The sequence below is a fragment of the Pigmentiphaga soli genome (assembly GCF_039541095.1).
Lineage (GTDB): Bacteria > Pseudomonadota > Gammaproteobacteria > Burkholderiales > Burkholderiaceae_B > Pigmentiphaga > Pigmentiphaga soli.
The window spans coordinates 16,567-31,887 of sequence record NZ_BAABFO010000012.1 but is presented as its reverse complement, the minus strand read 5'-3'; the positions used below and the strand labels follow the sequence as shown (position 1 = coordinate 31,887).

Here is a 15,321-nt window from a genome sequence, read left to right as displayed (position 1 = left end):
CATGGATCCAAGACTGCTGATGGCCGCGGCCATCGTCCTGCTGGCGGCGGCGCTGCTCGTGCTCGGGATGTCGCTGCTGCGGCGCGCGCTGTACCAGACGCGCAGCCAGCGGGTGGTCGAGCAGGCCCTGGTGGCGCGCGAGCAGCCCGATTTCTCCGATGCGCTGGCTGCCGCCGCGTCGCCGCGCCGCACCCGGATCCAGTCGGTCTTCGACGGCACGGCCGAGCTCGGCCAGCGCTGGGAGTCCGGCCGCATCGGCAGCCAGCTGCTGGCCGCAGAAGACCGCCAGTTGCTGGACCGCTGCGGTTTCGAGAATCCGGAGCGCGCCCGCGCCCAGTTCGTCTTCATTCGCCTGGTCCTGACGGTCGGCGCGCCGGTGGCCGCGTGGTTCGCGCTGCGCGGCGGGCAGGGCACGGCCGCGATGCTCGCGATGTTCGTCGCCTTCGCGCTCGGCTACATGATTCCCAAGTGGGTATTGCGCGGAATCGCCGCCGGCCGCGTCAGGCAGGCGGCCGAGGAGTTGCCGATGCTGATCGACCTGCTGCGCCTGCTGCAGGGCGTCGGGCTGTCGATCGACCAGAGCCTGCACATCATCGTGACCGAGTTCCGCCGCGTGATGCCGGTGCTGGCTGGCGAACTGGAGATCGCGGTCAACCAGCACGCGCGCGGGCTGTCGCGCGAACAGTCCCTGCAGCGCCTGGCCAACGGCTTCGGCATCGACGACCTGGGCGCGATCGCCCGGCTCATCGTCCAGGTGGACCGCCATGGCGGCGCCGTCCAGGAGCCGCTCAAGCAGTTTTCCGAACGCGTGCGCGAACGGCGCCGCATGGAACTGAAAGAGCGGGTAGGCCGGCTGACCGTCAAGATGACGGGCGTGATGGTGCTGACGCTGCTGCCGGCCTTGTTGATCGTGACCGCGGGCGCGGGGTTTCTCGCACTGTTCCGCGGCTTGTCGGGGTTGGGAAATTGAACGGGATCCCCGCACTCGCGCGCCGCCGGCGTCTGGCGGCCGCCGCCGTCCCGGCGCTGGCCGCGGCCTTGCTGGCCGCCGGCTGCTCGGCCCCGCAGGGCGGCTACGGGCTGATGGCCAGGCAGGCCAGCGACGAGGCGATCGCCCGGCAGCAGGCGGCCGGCAAGGAGCCGGCCGCCGACAACCGCGGCATGTACCTGTCTCTGATCAGGGAAATGCAGGACAAGGGCCTTTATTTCGCGTCGCTGGCGCACATCGACGCCTTCGAGCAGAAGTACGGCGCGGCGCCCGACGTGGAACTGCTGCGCGGCCATGCCCTGCGCGAGGCGGGCCAGCCCGCGGAAAGCCAGGCCGTCTACCGGCGCCTGCTCGACAGCGAAGTGGCCGCGGCGGCCTCGCAGGGGCTCGGGCTCCTGGCGGCCGCGCGCGGCGACTATCCGGCCGCGGTCGCCGCGTTCAAGGAAGCGGCGCGCCGCGATCCGACCAATGCGCTGATCGTCAGCGACCTCGGCTACGCGCTGCTGCGGCAGGGCGATACGCGCGCGGCCCGGCTCCCCATCGCCCAGGCTGCCGAACTGGCGCCAGACAATCCCAGGATCCTGGGCAACCTGGCATTGCTGCTGCTCGTGTCGGGCGATCCCGGCCGCGCGGAGGCCGTCATGAAGAAGGCGGACCTGTCGCCGCAGATGCGGCAGGCGGTCCGTTCGATGGCCAGCGAGATGCTGGCGCAGCGCGAGCCCGCGGTCGCGGGCCCGGTGCCCGAGGCGAAGCCGGCTTCGGGGCCTGCGCCCATGTCCGCGCCCATGCCCAGGCCCGTGCGTGCCGCGGTGGTACGGCAGGTGCCGGCCGTATCCGCGCCGGCCGCCATCGGGAGCGTCAGGGACGAAGGCTCGGCCATGGCCGGCATGCCCACGGACCCCGAAACCCCCATGCCCATGCAGACCATGCTCGACCGGTTCGGCTCGTCCGGACCATGAAGCGGCGATCGATGTCCATGCCGTCCGCCAGCCCGACTCGAACGAACCGGAATCCATCATGAAACGCCCACGCCACAGCTCGTCCTTCTTCTCCCCAGCGTCCAGCCATCGCCTGCTCGCCGTCGTCCTGGCCCTGCCGGCGCTGGCGGCCGCGCAGATCAGCGCGCCGCTTACCGGGCCGATACCGCAGGAGACGCCTGCGCAGCAGCGCATCCCCGCCGTCCAGGCGCAACAGCCTGCGCAGCCCGCATCGCCAGTGGTCAGGCAGGTGCCGGCGCCGGCCCGTACGACGGCTGCCGCCCAGCCCGGCGCCGGCGCCATCCGCCAGGCCGAAACCGCGGACCGCGCCCAGCCCGGCGCGGCAGTCGGCGCCGGCCCGGGCGAACGCTCCGCAACGCGGACGGTGCCGTGGACCGGTTCGACCGCCAACGGCGCCCTGACCCGCGCGGTGCTGCGGGCCCAGGCCGAGGGCCGCTATGCCGGCCCCCCCTTGCCCACGCTGGGCGCCACCGCGGCACGCAGTTGGAGCCGGTACGTGGACAGCTTCGGCCATCCCATTCCCGAGTTCTACGAAACGACGTCGCAACCGTCGCAATAGTCGTTCCGATCCGCAGCAGGTGAAGCCATGAGCCACGAACGCAGCCGCCGCTCCAGCCGCCGCCCTCCGGGCCGCGCGGGCCAGCGCGGGACCGTCCTGATCGCAGCCGCGGCGGCGCTGCTGGCGTGCGCGGCGCTGCTGGGCGCGGCCGACCTCGGCTATCTGTTCTACATGAAGCGCGAGTACCAGAAGGCGGCGGACCTGGCCGCGCTGGCGGGCGCGCAAGTGCTGCCCAAGGACGCCGCCGGCGCCTGCCCGCCCGAAACCAGCAACGCGGCGCTCGACAGCATCAAGGCCAATCTCGGCCCGGCCGACGCCACCATCGACGGCCAGCAGTTATCGGTGCAGTGCAAGCGGTGGGATCCCAGCGGCGAGACGATCGTCGCTCCCGACCCGATGCTAGAAGGCGACCGCCGCAGCGGCGCCAAAATGTACTTCGGCGCATCCAAGGGCGCTGCCAACAACGCCGTCCGGGTCACCATCCGCCGTACCATGCCCGGCCTGCTGCCGTTGACCGGCGACACGGTCATTGCCGCCGACGCGGTGGCCACCCGTGAAGACCCGGTCGCCGCGTTCTCCATCGGTTCGCGCCTGGTGCGCCTGAACCCCGAAGGCCTGCTGTACGACCTGCTGTCCACGATCGGGCTCGGCAAGGCCCAGATCGACGCGCTGAGCGCCGCCGGACTGGCCAAAGTCAACGTCACGCCAGCCGGTCTTCTGTCGGCGCTGAACTTGCCCACCACGGCCATTCTCGACGTGGGGACGGCGGACGAGGCCGCGCAGTTGAAGGACCTGCGGCTGGGCGGCCTGCTCGATATCACCGCCGATGCGTTGAGCGCCACCAAAGGGGCCGAGGTGCAGGCCGAGGCCTTGCGCACCCTGAAGGGACAACTGAGCCTGCTCGGGGCGGCCAACCCGCTCGATCTGCCCGTCCGCCTGTTCGGCACCGAGAGCCAGCCCGGGGTGTTCGCGCAGGTACAGGCGCCCAACGAGCTCGCTGCGATGAAGGCGGACGTCAACGTGCTCGACCTGATAGGCACTTCGCTCAGCCTCGCGAACGGAGAGAACCTGGTCAATATCCCGGATTCCACCGTCGTGGGATTGGTCGACGCTCGGCTGCGCGTGATCGAGCCGCCGACCATTGCCATCGGCGGCAAAGGCACGTCGGCCAACAGCGCGCAGGTCAGGCTCTATATCAGATTGCACAGCGATACCATGCCCGTGGTCGGCACGCTGCTCAACGTGCTGGGAACCAAGATCGATCTGCCTATCCTGATCGAGGTGGCCCAATCCAAGGGCACGCTCGAAAACATGTGCGCGCCCGGGCTGGCGCCGCGCCAGGCCGATATCTCGGTGCAGTCGTCGGTGGCCAAGCTGTGCGTGGGCAAGTTTCCGCACATGGACGACACGGAAGGCTTCTTCTCGCCGTCCAACAGTTGCGACGAGATCGTCGACCGGTACCCGATTCTGACCGTCCTGGGCCTTCCCTTGAAGAGCTGGGTGCCGCCCCTGACGGTATTCGGGTCGAGTCCGGACATGGTACGCGTCACGGCGCCAAAGTTCGGGGAGGAGCCCGAGACGGTAACGGTTTCGCCGGACGACAACATCGATCTCGCCGATCTGGTCGAAAACGTGGCCGAGGTGATCATCGGCGCCATCGGCGATGGCCTGCTGAACGACCTGCTCGGCAACCGAAGCGCGTCCGGCCTCGCCAATGCCGGCAACGGCGCGGCGAGGACCAGCCTGGCCAAGGCACTGCTCGGCACCAGCAACACGGCGTCGGCGGTCCAGGGCGAACTGACGCGGCTCGGGCAGCAGCTGTCCGGCTTCGGCTCGGAGGGCGGCTCCGGCGGCCTAGCCGCGCTGGTGAGCGGGCTGGTCAACGGTTTGCTCGACACGGTGGGCGATGCGCTCAGCGGCCTGTTGTGCGTACTGGGCGGCGATCAATGCCGGGTCGAACACATGCTTCAGGGCGACTCGGCCATCGCGGCGGTACTGGGAATGGCGGTGCACGCCCTGGAACCGGTGCTCGACAGCCTGAGCACGGTACTGCAGTCCATCATCAACAAGACGCTGGGCCTGGGCATCGGCCAGACCGACGTCTCCGCCCTATCCGTGAACTGCGGCGCGCCGCGGCTCGTTTATTGACGTCCATCGATCCACGCAAGGCGCGCACGAAGTCATGTCGAACCCACCATGAAGAACCGGCAGAACAACGACGACCTCGACGTCTACGTCTGGGAAGGCAAATCCGACATCGCCGAGCGCGTCGCCCGCGCGCTGGGCAATTACGACGTCGACGTGATCCGCGCCGACACGATCGCGGTATCGCCGGAGACGGTGCGCAACCGCACCTCGATCGCCGTGATCTCCGTCACCGCGATCGACAAGCCCGATTTCAGCGCGCGCGACTGGCAGGCCGGCCACGGCATGCCGGTGATCTGGGTGGCGGCCGAGGCGCGCGGCCACGACCCCGGCTCATTCCCGCCGGAATACTCCAACATCCTGACTCCCGACTTCACCGCCGCCGAGCTGCGCTCGATGATCTTCAAGCTGGCCGGCGAGCTGCGAGAAAGCGCGCGGTCCGCGCGCGCCAGCGAGCCGCTGGTGGCCAAATCGGCCTGCATGCAGATCTTCCTGTCGGAAGTGGAGACCTTCGCCGACTGCGATTCCAACGTCCTGGTCCACGGCGAAACCGGCGTCGGCAAAGAGCGCGTGGCGCGACTGCTGCACGAAGGGCACCGGCGCTACGGCAAGGGGCCGTTCGTGGCGGTCAATTGCGGCGCGATTCCCGACGGCCTGTTCGAATCGCACTTCTTCGGCCATGCCAAGGGCGCGTTCACCGGCGCGACCTTCGCCCACAAAGGGTATTTCGAGCAGGCGCACGGCGGCACGCTGTTCCTGGACGAGATCGGCGACCTGCCGCTGTACCAGCAGGTCAAGCTGCTGCGGGTGCTGGAGCAGAACACCGTCACCCGCCTGGGCTCGGCCACCGAGATCGAGGTGGATTTCCGGCTGGTGGCGGCCACTCACCGCAACCTGCGCGAACTGGTGCGCCAGGACCTGTTCCGCGCCGATCTGTATTACCGCCTGGCCGTGATCGAGCTCAACGTGCCCAGCCTGGAGGAGCGCGGCGCGGTCGACAAGCTGGCCATTTTCGAATCCCTGCTGGCGCAGGTGCTGCCCGAGCGCGGCGACGAGACGCCCGACTGGCTGGCGGCGCTGGTGGCGCAGACTCGCTTCGCCGGCAACGTGCGAGAGCTGCGCAACGTGGCCGAGCGGGTGGGCATCACCGTCAGGCAGTTCCGCGCCTGGGACCGCGAGCGCATCGGCCGCATTTTCGCCGGGCTGGACGACCGGCTGGAACGCCCGCCGGCGGGCGTGGAGCGCAACCCGCAGGAGACGGCCGAGCGCAACCGCATCGTCAGCGCGCTCGACGCCAACGGCTGGCGCCGGCAGGACACGGCCAACTATCTCGGCATCAGCCGGAAAGTGTTGTGGGAAAAGATGCGGAAATATCAAATCGTGGGCCAGGAAACCGAAGTTGCAGGCGAATTCGATTAACAGAGGGGAGAAAGCCTTTGAATTCCTGGTTTTGCCCTGCGGCCTTCCATTAGAATCCCTACGCTCGTATTGCCGACAGTTCATAGACCAAGGAAAGCCGCAATGAGAACGACAACGCGCAGATTGATCCAAAGAGTGGGCTTTGGGCTTCTGCTTTCGGGGGTGTCGGTAGTTGCTTTCGCGCAGGCGCAGGGCGCCGCTGGCGGCGGTTCGGCCGTCGTCAAGCAATCGAACCCGCTGCCGGCCGACGCGCCGGTGGCGCCCCCCGCCGATGCGCCGGTCGTGTCCGCGGTGCCGGCCTCGGGCGCGCCGGCCGCGGCGGGCGCCGACAACGTTGCCGCCAACAGCACCATTGCCGAACTCCAGCAACTGATCCAGAGCCGTTCGCTGAACGAGTTGCGCACCACCTACAACGGCCACTACGGCGCCAGCCTGCTGTTCAAGCCGGAAGACCTGACCTATTACGTGGCGATGTTCCAGCAAAAGAATTTCTGGCGCGTGGTCAAGACCGTGTCCGAGTCGCAGGCGGAGCAGCTCTACAAGACCTTCGTCGACCAGACCGTGAAGCTGGCCGATGTGGACATTCGCACCATCAAGCTCGACGCCGAGCGCGCCCGTACCGAAAGAGTCATCGCTGCCCAGGAAGCCCGGCTCGGCATCCTGCAGAACGACCTGACCGTGCAGCGCCAGCAGGAACAGGAAGTGGCCGCACGCCAGGAACAGGCGCGCAAGGAAGCCGCCGCGCTGCTCACCGAACGCCAGGCCTCGCGCCAGCAGCTGGACTACCTGCAACGCCAGATCCGCTCGCTGGAAACGCAGAAATCCCGCGTCGCGCCCATCACGGCGCAACAGCCCAAGCGCCGCGCCCGCTGAACGCTACGCCGGCATGAAGAGTGCCGGCATAGAGCGCCGCCCCCCCTCCAGGATGCGGCGGATCCGGCTCCGCCGGTCCGCCCGCATCGCCCCCTGAGGGGCGCGCGTAAGCGCGTAGGGGGATCACCTCCTCCGCCAAGTGAAGTAGCCGCGGTACAGCGCGACGCTGGCCACCATCCCCCAGGTCATGCCCACGAACATGCCGCCCAGCATGCGGGGCAGGGTATCGGCGCCGGTCAGCGGCTGCCAGCGCGACAGCCAGACGGCGCCGGCCGTCATTCCCGCCAGCATCCACGCCGAGCACATCGCGTTCTGCGCCAGCAGCGAGCACAGGTAGCGGCCGCAGTGCGGCCGCAGCAGGCGCAGCGTGGGAATGGCCAGCATGCCGCCCGCCAGCATGCCGAGGTGCATGCCCGGCAGGTAGGCCAGGTGCAGCGCCAGCGCGTCCGCCATGCCGAGCGTGGCGGCATGGCCGCACATGGCGTCGAGCAGGACGGGGCCGGCGCGCGCCACGTCGACAGCCAGCCCGGCCAGCATGCCGCCGAAACCCAGCGACAGCATGACGTGCGGCGGCGAGAATCCGGCGCGCTGCGGCCTGACCCAGGCCAAAGCGCCGCAGCCGCCGCCGATGCCGGCCAGCGTCAGCGCCACGATCGACAGGCCGGCGGGATCGCCCCGCGACGGCATCGAACCGAGGATCCACAACGCGGCGGCCACCACCGCCATCAGCACGGCGGGCGCCGCCCATTGCAGGCGCGCGCCGTGCAGCCGCAGCGCGGCGGCCGCGTTCATGAGCTTGCTGCCGGCGATGCCTTCGCCGGTGGGACGCGTGGCCGCATGGATGTGTCTCCGCCTTTTTTTCGTGGACAAACGCTGCCGTTGGGTGGATTCTATTGAGCGCTCGCGCCGCCCTTGCGCGCCGTTTAACGAAACGCGGCAGCCCGCGCACGAACGCCATGCGGGGCGCACGAACGCAAGCGGCAACCGGCCCGCCAGAGGCCAGACCTGGAGACACGCATGCCTTCATCCTGTCCCTACGCGCATGGCGATCCGCCCGCGGCCGCGCCGCCGGAAGAGCACCGGCAGGGGCCGGACCGCGCGCCGGCGCCGGGCTCCTGGCTGTACGTGCTGGAGCGTTTCGACATCGGCGTGGTGCAGCTCGATCGCGAGCTGCGGGTGGTCGGCATGAACGAGGCCGCCCGCCGCTGCCTGCCGGTGGCCGAGAAAATGCCGTTCGGCAAGATCGTCACGTCGTTCCATCCGGAATCGTCGCAGTCCAAGGTGCAGTTCCTGCTGGGCGAGGCCGAGTGCCCGGTCAACAACGCGCCGCCGATGACGATGATGATCAACATCCCCGACCGCGTGCTGCTGATCAAACTGTCCAAGCTGGGCGACGCCAGCGGCGCCACGGTCGGCTATACGCTGGTGTTCTACGACATCACCGACGCCGTCAGCCACGAGATCGATCCGCTGCACGGCCGCGACGGCGTGCCTTCGCGCCGGCTGCTGCGCAAGATCCCCACCATCCGCCAGAACCGCGTGCTGCTGATCGACGTGGCCGACGTCTGCTTCGTGCGCGCCGAAGGCCACTACACCTGGGTCCACACGCGCGACCGCACGCAGTTCTGCAACATCACCATCAGCGACCTGGAAAGCCGGCTCGATCCCGGCCTGTTCCTGCGCGTGCACCGCAGCTACATCGTCAATCTCTCGTTCGTGGAAGAGATCGTGCGCGACGACGGCCGCATGACCTTGCACATGGCGGGCGCCGAGCAGGCCCGCATTCCCGTCTCGCGCGGCAGCGCGCCGGCGCTGCTGGAACAGCTCGGTCTGCCGGGCGCGCCCGCCGCCAAGCGCTGATCCGTACCCGCCCGCCGCTCGTGCGCGCCGGCTGCCGTTCGTGCACGCCTTGCCGCCATTGATTGATCGCGGGCACTGGTCCCGGGTTGGAGTTCCTACACTGCGCGCATGGGCGGCCAACAAGCCCGAGGAGACGAGATGATCCCATGCGCCATTTCCCCCAGGTTCCCATCGTGCGGCTGTTGCCCGGCCATGTTGTCGCGGCTGCCGCTGCGTAGCGTCGCCGCGGCGCTGCTGGCGGCCGGCGCCGCTTTCGGCGCCCACGCGCAGGGCGCGCCCGACGGCCGATGGCTGGTGCGGGCGCGGGCCGTGAACCTGGATTCCGCCAACAAGGACAGCACCGGACTGGGCCTGTCGATCAACGACAAAGTGCTGCCCGAAGTCGACGTTTCGTACTTCTTCACGCCCCAGGTGGCGGCCGAGCTGGTCCTGACCTACCCGCAATTGCAGGACATCCGCTCGAACGGCTCCTACATCGGCTCGCTGCGCCACCTGCCGCCCACGCTGACGGTGCAGTACCACTTCACCAACCTGGGGGCATTCAAGCCCTACGTGGGCGCGGGCATCAACTACACGCGGTTCTCGCACGTGAAGTTCGAGCCGGCCGTGGCCACGGCGCTCGGCCCCAGCATCGACAAGAACAGCTTCGGCTGGGCCTTGCAGGCCGGCCTGGACTACGAGATCGCCAAGAACACCTATCTGAATTTCGATGTGAAGAAGGTGCAGATCCGGACCGACGTGATGTCCTTCGGCAACAAGGCCGGCACCTTCAAGGTCGACCCCTGGCTGGTCGGCATCGGCATCGGCAAGCGCTTCTGAATCGGCCGCCCGCGGGCGGCGCAAGGAGACCACGTGATACCCGCATCGTTTTCCTATCATGCCCCGAAGTCGGTGGGCGAGGCCTTGTCGCTGCTGGCGCAGTCGGCCGGCGCGGCCAAGGTGCTGGCCGGCGGCCACAGCCTGCTGCCGATGATGAAGCTGCGCTTCGCCCAGCCCGAGGCGCTGATCGACCTCAACCGCATCCCCGAGCTGCGCGGCATCCGCGAGGAGGGCGGCCTGCTCCGCATCGGCGCGATGACGACCGAGGCCGAACTGATCGCCTCGCCGCTGCTGGCCCGGCACGTGCCGCTGCTGCCCGAGGCCGCGCGCCTGATCGCCGATCCGCAGGTGCGCAACCGCGGCACCATCGGCGGCGACATCGCGCACGGCGATCCGGGCAACGACCATCCCGCACTGGCGATGGCGCTCGACGCCGTCTTCGTGTTGCAAGGGCCCGATGGCGAGCGCCAGGTCGAGGCGGTGGATTTTTTCCACGGCACCTACATGACCGAACTGGCCGAAGACGAACTCCTGACCGCCATCCTGGTGGCGCCGCTGCCGCCCGGCACCGGATGGGCCTATCGCAAGCTCAAGCGCAAGACGGGCGACTGGGCCACCGCCGGCGCCGCCGTGGTGCTGCGCATGGACGGCGGCAAGGTGGCGCATGCGGCCATCGGCCTGACCAACGTGGCGCCCACCGCGCTGCGCGCGCGCGACGCCGAGGCCGCGCTGGTGGGACAGCCGCTGTCCGACTCGGTGCTGGATGCCGCCGCCCGGGCCGTGCGCGCCGCCTGCGACCCGGCCGAAGACCTGCGCGGCGACGTCGAATACAAGACCGCGATGGCGGCCGAGATGGCGCGCCGCGCCATCCAGGACGCCGCCGCGCGCTGCCATTGATGAGGAGAGGGCCATGCCCAAACAGATCGTCACGATGACCATCAACGGTCGCAAGGTGGAAGAAGCGGTGGAGCCGCGGCTGCTGCTGGTGCACTTCCTGCGCGAGAACCGCCAGCTCACCGGCACCCACATCGGCTGCGACACCAGCCACTGCGGCGCCTGCACGGTCGACATCGACGGCCAGTCGGTCAAGTCGTGTACCCACCTGGCGGTGCAGTGCGAAGGCAGCGAGATCCGCACGGTGGAAGGCCTGGCCGAGGCCGGCGTGCTGCACGCGGTGCAGGAGGGCTTCTACCGCGAGCACGGCCTGCAATGCGGCTTCTGCACGCCGGGCATGCTGATGCGCGCCTACCGCTTCCTGCAGGACAACCCCGATCCCAGCGAGCAGGACGTGCGCGCCGGCATGTCGGGCAATCTTTGCCGTTGCACCGGCTACCAGAACATCGTCAAGGCGGTGCTGCACGCGGCGCGCGCGCTCAAGGAACGGCGGGAACAAGGCGCCGCCGCCGCGGTGGCGGCCTAGCCCCGACCCCAATGCCCGATCGACCGGAGACCGATATGAACGCTCCCCTGAGCGACCGCGAAAAAGCCCTGATGGGCATGGGCGAATCCCGCCTGCGCAAGGAAGACGCCCGCTTCATCCAGGGCAAGGGCAACTACGTGGACGACATCAAGCTGCCCGGCATGCTGCACCTGGACATCGTGCGGGCGCCGGTGGCGCACGCGCGCATCAAGCGCATCGACAAGACCGCCGCGCTGCAGGTGCCCGGCGTGATCGCGGTGCTGACCGCCGAAGACCTGAAGCCGCTCAAGCTGCACTGGATGCCGACCCTGGCCGGCGACGTGGCCGCCGTGCTGGCCGACGAGAAGGTCCACTTCCAGATGCAGGAGGTGGCGGTGGTGGTGGCCGAAGACCGCTACGCGGCCGCCGACGGCGTGGAAGCGGTGGAAGTCGAGTACGACGAACTGCCCGCGGTGGTGGACCCCTTCGCCGCGCTCGAGCCCGGCGCGCCGGTGCTGCGCGAAGACCTGGCCGGCAAGACCGAAGGCCCGCACGGCGCGCGCTACCACCCCAACCACATCTTCACCTGGGAAGCGGGCGACAAGGACGCCGCCGACGCCGCCTTCGCCGGCGCGCCCGTCACCGTCGAGCAGCGCATGTTCTACCCGCGCGTGCATCCGTGCCCGCTGGAAACCTGCGGCTCGGTGGCCTCGTTCGATCCGGTCCGCGGCGAGCTCACGGTCTGGCTGACCAGCCAGGCGCCGCACGTGGTGCGTACCGTCGTGTCGATGCTGTCGGGCATCCCGGAGTCCAAGGTGCGTATCGTCTCGCCCGACATCGGCGGCGGCTTCGGCAACAAGGTCGGCATCTATCCCGGCTATGTGTGCGCCATCGTCGCTTCCATCGTGCTGGGGCGCCCGGTCAAATGGGTGGAAGACCGGATCGAGAACCTGTCGTCCACCGCCTTCGCGCGCGACTACCACATGACCGGCGAACTGGCCGCCACCGGAGACGGCCGCATCCTCGGCCTGCGCGTGAAGGTCATCGCCGACCACGGCGCCTTCGACGCCTGCGCCGATCCCAGCCGCTATCCGGCCGGCATGTTCCATATCTGCACCGGCAGCTACGACATCCCGGCCGCCTATTGCCGGGTCGACGGCGTCTACACCAACAAGGCGCCGGGCGGCGTGGCCTACCGCTGCTCGTTCCGCGTGACCGAGGCGGTCTACCTGATCGAGCGCATGGTCGACGTGCTGGCGCAGAAGCTGGGCATCGACAAGGCAGAGATCCGCGCGCGCAATTTCATCCGCCGCGAGCAGTTTCCCTACCAGTCGGCGCTGGGCTTCGAGTACGACTCGGGCGACTACGCCGCGGCGCTGAAGAAGGTGCTCGACGCGGTCGACTACCCGGCGCTGCGCGCCGAGCAGGCGGCCAAGCGGGCCGATCCCGGCTGCCCCACGCTGATGGGCATCGGCCTGGTGGCCTTTACCGAGGTGGTGGGTGCCGGGCCGAGCAAGATGTGCGACATCCTCGGCGTGGGCATGTTCGATTCGTGCGAGATCCGCGTGCATCCCACCGGCAGCGCGATCGCGCGCATGGGCACCATCACGCAGGGCCAGGGCCACCAGACCACCTACGCGCAGATCATCGCCACCGAGCTGGGCATCCCGTCGGACGTGGTGCAGGTGGAGGAGGGCGACACCAGCACCGCGCCCTATGGCCTGGGCACCTATGGCTCGCGCTCGACGCCGGTGGCCGGCGCCGCGATCGCGCTGGCCGCGCGCAAGATCCACGCCAAGGCGCGCAAGATCGCCGCCCACATGCTGGAGGTGAGCGAGGCCGACCTGGAATGGGAGATCGACCGCTTCAAGGTGCGCGGCGCCGACGACCGCTTCAAGACGATGAAGGATATCGCCTGGGCGTCGTACAACGCGCCGCCGCCGGGGCTGGAGCCCGGGCTGGAGGCCGTGCACTACTACGATCCGCCCAACTTCACCTATCCGTTCGGAATCTACCTGTGCGTGGTCGACATCGACAAGGCCACCGGCGAGACGGCGGTGCGCCGCTTCTATGCGCTCGACGACTGCGGCACGCGGATCAACCCGATGATCATCGAAGGCCAGATCCACGGCGGGCTGACCGAGGGCTACGCGGTGGCGATGGGCCAGCTGTTGTCGTTCGACGCGCAGGGCAACATCCAGGGCAACACGCTGATGGACTACTTCCTGCCGACCGCGGTGGAAACGCCGAAGTGGGAGACCGACCACACCGTCACGCCGTCGCCGCACCATCCGCTGGGCGCCAAGGGGGTGGCAGAGTCGCCGCACGTGGGCAGCATCCCGACCTTCACCAGCGCGGTGGTCGACGCTTTCGCGCATCTGGGCGTCACCCACACCGACATGCCGCACACGGCGTTCCGCGTGTGGAAGCAGCTCAGGGAACTCGGCCTCGCAGCCTGATCGGCTGCGCGGGCCGACCGATCGAACGCAGTACGCAACTGGCAGGAAGCCACCATGGAAGTCAAGCTGGACAAGGAATATACCGTGGCCGCCGGCCGCGATGCCGCCTGGCAGGTGCTGGCCGACATCCGCGAGCTGGCCACCTGCATGCCGGGCGCGCAGATTACCGGGCAGGCCGACGACACGCACTACAAGGGTTCGGTGCGCGTCAAGGTCGGCCCGGCGGTGGCGGCCTTCGCCGGCGACATCGAAGTACTCGAAATCGATCCGGCCGGGCACCGGTTGCGCATCCTGGGCAAGGGCGCCGACAAGGGCGGTTCGTCCGCTTCCATGACCTTGGCGGCCGAGGTGGTGCCCGACGGCGAGCGCAGCAAACTGCTTGGCCATGCCGACGTGATCGTCAACGGCAAGTTCGCGCAGTTCGGCGGCCGCATGATGGGCTCGGTGGCCGACATGGTGCTGGCGCAGTTCGCCGATACCTTCTCGAAGAAGGCGGCGGCGGTGGAGGCCGCGGCTGCGGCCGGCGCGGGTGCGGCAGCCGGCGCCGCGCCGGCGAATGCGGCGGCAACTGCCCCGGGACCGGCGGGCAACGGGACGGCGCCGGCAGGAGGCGCCGGCGCCGAGGCCGCAGATGCGGTTGCCGCAGATGCGGCTGCCGGAAATGCCGCGCCGCCATCCGCCGCGCCGCTGCCGTCCGCGCCCAAGGAACTGAACGGCCTGGCGCTGCTATGGGCGCTATTGCGCAATTTCGTGGCCGGCCTGTTCGGCGGCAAAGCCTGAGCGAAGGGCCGTGTCGCCGCTGGCCGACCCTCCCGTGCCGGATCCCGACGCCCTGCGCCGGCGCCTGTTCGAAGCCGGCTACGTGGCCGGCGAGGAACTGTCCGGCCTGGTCTGGATGGCGCTCACGCTGTCGCGCCCGATGCTGCTGGAAGGCGAGGCCGGCGTCGGCAAGACGGCCATCGCCGCAGCCTGCGCGCGGGCGCTCGGGCGGCCGCTGCTGCGCCTGCAATGCCATGAAGGCCTGGACCTGGCGCAGGCGGTCTACGAATGGAACTACGGCCGCCAGTTGCTGGAGATCCGCCTGGCCGAGGCCGGCCACGGCAACGAAGGCGACCTGCGCGACACCCTGTTCTCCGAACGTTTCCTGCTGGAGCGTCCGCTGCTGCAGGCGATCCGCTCGCCGGCGCCCTGCGTGCTGCTGATCGACGAGGTCGACCGCGCCGACGAGGCATTCGAAGCCTTCCTGCTGGAGATGCTGTCCGAATACCAGGTGACGGTGCCCGAGCTCGGCACGCTGGCGGCGCGCAGCACGCCGCTCACCGTATTGACCAGCAATGGCACGCGAGACCTGTCCGACGCGCTGCGCCGCCGCTGCCTGTTCAGCTACATCGAATTCCCCACGCTCGCGCGCGAGATCGAGATCGTCCGCACGCTGGTGCCCGAGGCCGCCGGCCGCCTGGCCGAGGAAGCGGTGGCCTTCGTGCAGCGCCTGCGCCGCGAAGACCTCGACAAGAAACCCGGCGTGGCCGAAACGCTGGACTGGATCCGCATCCTCTTCCGCCTCGGCCATGCCGGCCTGCCGGACGATCCGCGCGCGCTGGCGCCCACGCTGGCCGCGCTGCTGAAGACGCGCAACGACCAGTGGCAGCTGACGCCGGAACGGGTCGGCCGCCTGGTCGACGGCCCGCGCATCGCTCAGGATACGGGCGTCGCCAAGGACCTGGGCGTCGCCAAGGTGCGGGCGGGCGACATGGATCCGGGACCGGCCGCGGATCTAGGCGCCGGCGGCGGAGCCTGACGCG

At 69.5% G+C, this 15,321-nt stretch carries 14 protein-coding genes; 13 read left to right on the top strand and 1 reads right to left on the bottom strand.

What is annotated here, in order from left to right:
* The first annotated feature begins 1 nt into the window (after position 1).
* The 6 genes from ABD927_RS13540 (at position 2) to ABD927_RS13515 (ending at position 6,982) form a co-directional block, all read left to right on the top strand.
* Positions 2–970 (top strand): type II secretion system F family protein, encoded by a 969-nt coding sequence (locus ABD927_RS13540; protein WP_345250276.1) that lies wholly within the window; start codon positions 2–4, stop codon positions 968–970.
* Positions 967–1,947 carry a tetratricopeptide repeat protein gene (locus ABD927_RS13535; RefSeq protein ID WP_345250274.1) on the top strand — a complete coding sequence of 327 codons (981 nt, stop codon included), beginning with the start codon at positions 967–969 and terminating at the stop codon, positions 1,945–1,947. The genes ABD927_RS13540 and ABD927_RS13535 overlap by 4 nt, the downstream gene beginning before the upstream one ends.
* A gap of 58 nt (positions 1,948–2,005) precedes the next feature.
* Positions 2,006–2,545, top strand: a complete 540-nt coding sequence (locus ABD927_RS13530; RefSeq protein WP_345250272.1) for a DUF3613 domain-containing protein — start codon at positions 2,006–2,008, stop codon at positions 2,543–2,545.
* 27 nt (positions 2,546–2,572) lie between these two features.
* Entirely contained in the window at positions 2,573–4,693 is a 2,121-nt protein-coding gene (locus tag ABD927_RS13525) for a pilus assembly protein TadG-related protein (protein WP_345250270.1), read from the top strand.
* A 48-nt stretch (positions 4,694–4,741) separates the two neighbouring features.
* Positions 4,742–6,109 carry a sigma 54-interacting transcriptional regulator gene (locus ABD927_RS13520; protein WP_345250268.1) on the top strand — a complete coding sequence of 456 codons (1,368 nt, stop codon included), beginning with the start codon at positions 4,742–4,744 and terminating at the stop codon, positions 6,107–6,109.
* 162 nt (positions 6,110–6,271) lie between these two features.
* Positions 6,272–6,982, top strand: coding sequence for a DUF2968 domain-containing protein (locus ABD927_RS13515; protein ID WP_345250266.1), 711 nt, complete (start codon positions 6,272–6,274; stop codon positions 6,980–6,982).
* A 123-nt stretch (positions 6,983–7,105) separates the two neighbouring features.
* Here ABD927_RS13515 and ABD927_RS13510 read toward each other — a convergent pair whose 3' ends face one another.
* The gene (locus ABD927_RS13510; protein ID WP_345250264.1) at positions 7,106–7,774 is read right to left on the bottom strand and encodes a hypothetical protein; all 669 of its coding nucleotides are present in this window, start codon (positions 7,772–7,774) and stop codon (positions 7,106–7,108) included.
* A 225-nt stretch (positions 7,775–7,999) separates the two neighbouring features.
* Between ABD927_RS13510 and ABD927_RS13505 the strand changes: the two genes are divergently transcribed.
* The 7 genes from ABD927_RS13505 (at position 8,000) to ABD927_RS13475 (ending at position 15,317) form a co-directional block, all read left to right on the top strand.
* Complete coding sequence (locus ABD927_RS13505; RefSeq protein ID WP_345250262.1) at positions 8,000–8,842, top strand: PAS domain-containing transcriptional regulator; 843 nt, start codon at positions 8,000–8,002, stop codon at positions 8,840–8,842.
* 192 nt (positions 8,843–9,034) lie between these two features.
* A complete protein-coding gene (locus ABD927_RS13500; RefSeq protein WP_345250260.1) occupies positions 9,035–9,661 on the top strand; it encodes an OmpW/AlkL family protein in 627 nt (208 codons plus the stop codon).
* Positions 9,662–9,694: 33 nt separating this feature from the next.
* Positions 9,695–10,558, top strand: coding sequence for an FAD binding domain-containing protein (locus ABD927_RS13495; RefSeq protein ID WP_345250258.1), 864 nt, complete (start codon positions 9,695–9,697; stop codon positions 10,556–10,558).
* 13 nt (positions 10,559–10,571) lie between these two features.
* A complete protein-coding gene (locus tag ABD927_RS13490; protein WP_345250256.1) occupies positions 10,572–11,081 on the top strand; it encodes a (2Fe-2S)-binding protein in 510 nt (169 codons plus the stop codon).
* A gap of 35 nt (positions 11,082–11,116) precedes the next feature.
* Positions 11,117–13,519, top strand: a complete 2,403-nt coding sequence (locus ABD927_RS13485) for an aerobic carbon-monoxide dehydrogenase large subunit (protein ID WP_345250254.1) — start codon at positions 11,117–11,119, stop codon at positions 13,517–13,519.
* A gap of 54 nt (positions 13,520–13,573) precedes the next feature.
* On the top strand, positions 13,574–14,299 hold the full coding sequence (locus ABD927_RS13480; protein WP_345250252.1) for an SRPBCC family protein: 726 nt from the start codon (positions 13,574–13,576) through the stop codon (positions 14,297–14,299).
* Between the two features lie 19 nt (positions 14,300–14,318).
* Positions 14,319–15,317 carry an AAA family ATPase gene (locus ABD927_RS13475; RefSeq protein WP_425570257.1) on the top strand — a complete coding sequence of 333 codons (999 nt, stop codon included), beginning with the start codon at positions 14,319–14,321 and terminating at the stop codon, positions 15,315–15,317.
* Positions 15,318–15,321: the final 4 nt, after the last annotated feature.

Bases quoted from the DNA above. Each gene is read 5' to 3' on its own strand.
- ABD927_RS13500 (WP_345250260.1), top strand. From the start codon at position 9,035: ATGTTGTCGCGGCTGCCGCTGCGTAGCGTCGCCGCGGCGCTGCTGGCG.
- ABD927_RS13505 (WP_345250262.1), top strand. From the start codon at position 8,000: ATGCCTTCATCCTGTCCCTACGCGCATGGCGATCCGCCCGCGGCCGCG.
- ABD927_RS13485 (WP_345250254.1), top strand. From the start codon at position 11,117: ATGAACGCTCCCCTGAGCGACCGCGAAAAAGCCCTGATGGGCATGGGC.
- ABD927_RS13540 (WP_345250276.1), top strand. From the start codon at position 2: ATGGATCCAAGACTGCTGATGGCCGCGGCCATCGTCCTGCTGGCGGCG.
- ABD927_RS13490 (WP_345250256.1), top strand. From the start codon at position 10,572: ATGCCCAAACAGATCGTCACGATGACCATCAACGGTCGCAAGGTGGAA.
- ABD927_RS13520 (WP_345250268.1), top strand. From the start codon at position 4,742: ATGAAGAACCGGCAGAACAACGACGACCTCGACGTCTACGTCTGGGAA.
- ABD927_RS13480 (WP_345250252.1), top strand. From the start codon at position 13,574: ATGGAAGTCAAGCTGGACAAGGAATATACCGTGGCCGCCGGCCGCGAT.
- ABD927_RS13530 (WP_345250272.1), top strand. From the start codon at position 2,006: ATGAAACGCCCACGCCACAGCTCGTCCTTCTTCTCCCCAGCGTCCAGC.
- ABD927_RS13525 (WP_345250270.1), top strand. From the start codon at position 2,573: ATGAGCCACGAACGCAGCCGCCGCTCCAGCCGCCGCCCTCCGGGCCGC.
- ABD927_RS13510 (WP_345250264.1), bottom strand. From the start codon at position 7,774: ATGAACGCGGCCGCCGCGCTGCGGCTGCACGGCGCGCGCCTGCAATGG.